Source organism: Streptomyces sp. NPDC059398 (genome assembly GCF_042751845.1).
Lineage (GTDB): Bacteria > Actinomycetota > Actinomycetes > Streptomycetales > Streptomycetaceae > Streptomyces.
Genome location: NZ_JBHYWP010000029.1, coordinates 33,472 through 37,945, shown reverse-complemented (window position 1 = coordinate 37,945; position 4,474 = coordinate 33,472). Strand labels below are relative to the sequence as shown.

The following is a 4,474-nucleotide window of genomic DNA, read 5'->3' as shown; positions in this document are numbered from 1 at the left end:
GCCCGCCCGCCCGGCCCCGCCCGGGGGGCCGGGGGCGCCGCCCCGCCCCCGCCCCCGGCTGCCCCTGGGGGGGGCGGCCCCCGGGCCCCCCCCCCTCACCACACTGTGCCTACTTCCTGGTGCCTACTTCTTGCCGAGTACGTCCTCGACCTTCGCCCGGACCTCGTCCGTGGCCAGGCCCCGTATGGTCAGCGTCGTACGGCGGCGCAGCACGTCGTCCGCCGTCTCGGCCCACTCGTGGTCGCGTGCGTAGACGACCTGCGCCCAGATCTCCGGGGCGTCGGGGTGGACCCGCTCGCCCAGCGCCGGGTCCTCGTTCGCGAGCCGGGCGATGTCGAACGCGAGCGAGCCGTAGTGCGTGGCCAGATGGCGGGCCGTGTCCGCCGCCATGCGCGGCCCCGGCGTCCCGCCGTCCACAAGGAGCCGGTGCGCGACGGCGTGCGGATTGGCGATGCCGGGCAGGGGCTGCTTCTTCGGCAGGTGCGAGATCGGCTCCATGTCGTCGCCGAGCGGGTGGCCGGGCAGTGCGGCCAGCTTGTTCATGACCGTACGGCCTATGTGCCGGAAGGTCGTCCACTTGCCGCCCGCCACCGACAGCATCCCGCCGCGTCCCTCGGTGACGACCGTCTCGCGCTTGGCCTTCGAGGTGTCACCGGGGCCGCCGGGCAGCACCCGGAGGCCGGCGAAGGAGTACGTGATCAGATCGCGCGAGAGCTGCTGGTCCCGAACCGAGAAGGCGGCCTCGTCCAGGATCTGGGCGATGTCCTTCTCGTTGACCGAGACATCGGCCGGGTCGCCCTCGTACTCCTCGTCGGTGGTCCCGAGCAGCAACTGGTCCTCCCAGGGGAGGGCGAAGGTGATCCGGTACTTGTCGATCGGCGTCGCCAGCGCGGCACGCCAGGGCGCGGTGCGCTTCAGGACCAGGTGTGCGCCCTTGGAGAGCCGGATGGAGGGCGCCGCGTTCGGGTCCTCCAGCTTGCGCAGGTGGTCGACCCAGGGTCCGGTCGCGTTCAGGACGAGCCGGGCGCTGACGCCGAACTCGCTGCCGTCGAGCCGGTCCTTGAGCTCCGCGCCGGTCACCCGGCCCTGCGTGAAGCGCAGCCCGGTGACCTCCGCGTGGTTGAGCACGGTGGCCCCGGACTCGACGGCGGCGCGCACGGTCATCAGGGCCATACGGGAGTCGTTCATCTGGTCGTCGCCGTAGACCGCGACGGCCTTGAGGTTGTCCGTCCGCAGCTCCGGCACATCGCGCTGCGCCTTCGCCGGGGAGATGACATGGCCGACACCGTCGCCGAAGGCGGAGAGCGCGGAGTAGGCGAAGACGCCCGCACCGAGCTTGGCCGCGCCGTGCGGGCCGCCCTTGTACACCGGCAGATAGAACGTCAGCGGGTTGGCCAGGTGCGGGGCCACGTCACGGGAGACGGCGCGGCGCTCGAAGTGGTTCTCCGCGACCAGCTTCACGGCCCCCGTCTGGAGGTAGCGGAGGCCGCCGTGCAGAAGCTTGGAGGATGCGGACGAGGTGGCGCCGGCGAAGTCGCCGGCGTCCACCAGGGCCACCCGCAGCCCGGACTGCGCGGCGTGCCAGGCGGTGGAGATGCCCAGGATTCCGCCGCCGATCACCAGGAGGTCGTACGTCGCCTTGGAAAGCTGCTCCCGAGTCTCGGCGCGGCTCGGAAGGGAGCCGGAGGCCGGGTGCGTCCCGAGGGCCGGGACGCTCTGCAGGGTGGTCATATTGGTTACTCCTCGTTTTCGAGCCAGCCCATGGTCCGCTGTACGGCCTTGAGCCAGTTCTTGTACTCGCGGTCACGGACGGCCGCGTCCATCCGGGGTGTCCACTCGGCGGCCCGGCGCCAGTTGGCGCGCAGCGCGTCGGTGTCCGGCCAGAAGCCGACGGCGAGACCGGCGGCATAGGCAGCGCCGAGGCAGGTCGTCTCGGCCACCATCGGGCGCACGACCGGTGCGTCCAGGAAGTCGGAGAGCGTCTGCATCAGCAGGTTGTTGGAGGTCATACCGCCGTCGACCTTGAGCGAGGTCAGCTCGACGCCGGAGTCCTTGGTCATGGCGTCGCTGATCTCACGCGTCTGCCAGGCGGTGGCTTCGAGCACGGCACGGGCGATGTGCGCCTTGGTGACGTAGCGGGTCAGACCGGCGATCACACCGCGCGCGTCGGGACGCCAGTACGGGGCGAACAGGCCGGAGAAGGCCGGCACGAAGTACGCGCCGCCGTTGTCGTCGACCGAAGAGGCCAGCGTCTCGACCTCGGCGGCACTGTTGATCATGCCCATCTGGTCGCGCAGCCACTGGACGAGCGACCCCGTGACGGCGATCGACCCCTCCAGGGCGTACACCGGCTTCTGGTCGCCGATCTGGTAGCCGACGGTCGTCAGCAGGCCGTTGTACGAGTTGACCGGCGTGCCACCGGTGTTGATCAGCATGAAGGTGCCGGTGCCGTACGTCGACTTGGCCTCGCCCTCGGCGAAACAGGTCTGGCCGAACAGGGCCGCCTGCTGGTCGCCGAGCGCGGAAGCCACCGGGACACCTGCCAGGACGCCGGACGCGGCCGTGCCGTACACCTCGGACGACGAGCGGATCTCCGGCAGCACGGCCGCCGGGATCTCGATGGAGCCGAGGATCTTCGGGTCCCACTTCATCGTGTGGAGGTTCATCAGCAGCGTGCGGGACGCGTTGGTGACGTCCGTGACGTGGACACCGCCGTTCACCCCGCCCGTCAGGTTCCAGATGACCCAGGAGTCCATGGTGCCGAAGAGGATGTCGCCGGCCTCGGCGCGCTCGCGCAGCCCCTCGACGTTGTCGAGCAGCCAGCGGATCTTCGGTCCTGCGAAGTACGAGGCCAGCGGGAGTCCGGTCTCACGGCGGAAGCGGTCCTGGCCGACATTGCGGCCGAGCTCGCGGCAGACCGCGTCGGTGCGGGTGTCCTGCCAGACGATGGCGTTGTGGACGGGCTCACCGGTGTTCTTGTCCCAGAGCAGCGTGGTCTCGCGCTGGTTGGTGATGCCGATGGCCTTGACGTCGTCGGCCGTGATGCCGGCCTTCTCGACCGCGCCCGCCACGACGTCCTGGACGTTGGTCCAGATCTCCGCGGCGTCGTGCTCGACCCAGCCCGGCTTGGGGAAGATCTGCTCGTGCTCCTTCTGGTCGACGGCGACGATCCGTCCGTCCCGGTCGAAGACGATGCAGCGGCTGGAGGTGGTGCCCTGGTCGATGGCCGCGATGAACGGCCCGGTGGTGTGAGCGTCAGTGGTCACGGTGTGCTCCGAAAGTCTGAAGGATTGGTCGACGGTGCCGGGTGCTCACGCGAAGGCGAGGTTGTACAGACCGCCTGCGAGAGCGCCGCCTATCAGGGGGCCCGCCACGGGTATCCACGCGTAGCTCCAGTCCGAGCTGCCCTTGTGGGGGAGCCGCAGCAGGGAGTGGACGATACGCGGGCCGAGGTCGCGGACCGGGTTGATGGCGTAACCGGTCGGGCCGCCGAGCGAGAGTCCGATGGAGACGACGACCAGGGAGGTGATCAGCGCGCCGAGGATGCTCAGGCCCTTGCCGTCGGCGCTGAGCCCCTGCGTCAGGATCGCCAGGACGAGGACCAGGGTGCCGATGATCTCGGTGGCCAGGTTCTGCGCGACGTTGCGGATCTCGGGCGCGGTGAAGAAGACACCGCCCACCGGGCCGGGGCCGGGCTCGTCCTTCGGGGTGGTCTTCTCCAGGGCGGCGATCTCCGGGTCCCTGAGATGGGCCTGGAAGTGGCCGTAGTACGCGACCCAGACGAGCGCGGCGCCGATCATGGCGCCGAGCAACTGCGAGCCGAGGTACAGCGGTACGTCGCTCCACGGGGTGTCGCCCTTGACGGCCAGACCTATGGTCACCGCGGGGTTCAGATGTGCGCCCGATACGCCGGTGGAGATATAGGCGGCGGTCAGTACGGCGAAGCCCCAGCCGAACGTGACGGCCAGCCAGCCCGCGTCCTTGGCCTTGGAGCGCTTGAGGGTGACGGCGGCGCACACGCCGGCGCCGAGCAGTACGAGTACGGCGGTCCCGATGGTCTCGCCGATGAAGATGTCGGAGCTGGACACCCGCGACTCCTTTGTCCTTCGTCCAGGGGAAGCCGGACACCGGTTTCCTCCGGTCGTCCGCGCCCTCAGGTGAGGGCGTTGCCGGCCCTTTGGCACTGTCACACCTTAACGCGTATTTCCGGTAAGTGTTCGACAATGCCGACCGATGAACGGCAGTTTTGTCCTGTGGTTGGTAAACGTCAAGAGGCTGTGACGTGAAACTCGACCAGGAATACGCCGCGCACCCCCGGTAACCTCGGAGGCGTGGTCGGAAACCGCCCGGAAACGCGTCCGCCCCGCCCCCTCGCCGGCCCCCGGCGTAACCGCCCGCCCCCCCGGCGCGCCCTACCGCTCGGGCGGCCTCGCGCCCCCCCGCCCCCCCCGCGGGGCGGGGGGGGGGGGGGGGG

3 protein-coding genes are annotated in these 4,474 nt (G+C 70.3%); all 3 read right to left on the bottom strand.

Annotated elements, in window-relative coordinates; translation table 11 throughout:
• Nucleotides 1-123: 123 nt before the first annotated feature.
• The 3 genes from ACFXBC_RS13570 to ACFXBC_RS13560 are packed head-to-tail and all read right to left on the bottom strand — an operon-like array spanning nucleotide 124 to nucleotide 4,088.
• Nucleotides 124-1,731 carry an FAD-dependent oxidoreductase gene (locus ACFXBC_RS13570; protein ID WP_385022996.1) on the bottom strand — a complete coding sequence of 536 codons (1,608 nt, stop codon included), beginning with the start codon at nucleotides 1,729-1,731 and terminating at the stop codon, nucleotides 124-126.
• 5 nt (nucleotides 1,732-1,736) lie between these two features.
• The gene (gene glpK / locus ACFXBC_RS13565; RefSeq protein WP_385022994.1) at nucleotides 1,737-3,266 is read right to left on the bottom strand and encodes a glycerol kinase GlpK; all 1,530 of its coding nucleotides are present in this window, start codon (nucleotides 3,264-3,266) and stop codon (nucleotides 1,737-1,739) included.
• Nucleotides 3,267-3,311: 45 nt separating this feature from the next.
• Nucleotides 3,312-4,088 carry an MIP/aquaporin family protein gene (locus ACFXBC_RS13560; RefSeq protein WP_385022992.1) on the bottom strand — a complete coding sequence of 259 codons (777 nt, stop codon included), beginning with the start codon at nucleotides 4,086-4,088 and terminating at the stop codon, nucleotides 3,312-3,314.
• Nucleotides 4,089-4,474: the final 386 nt, after the last annotated feature.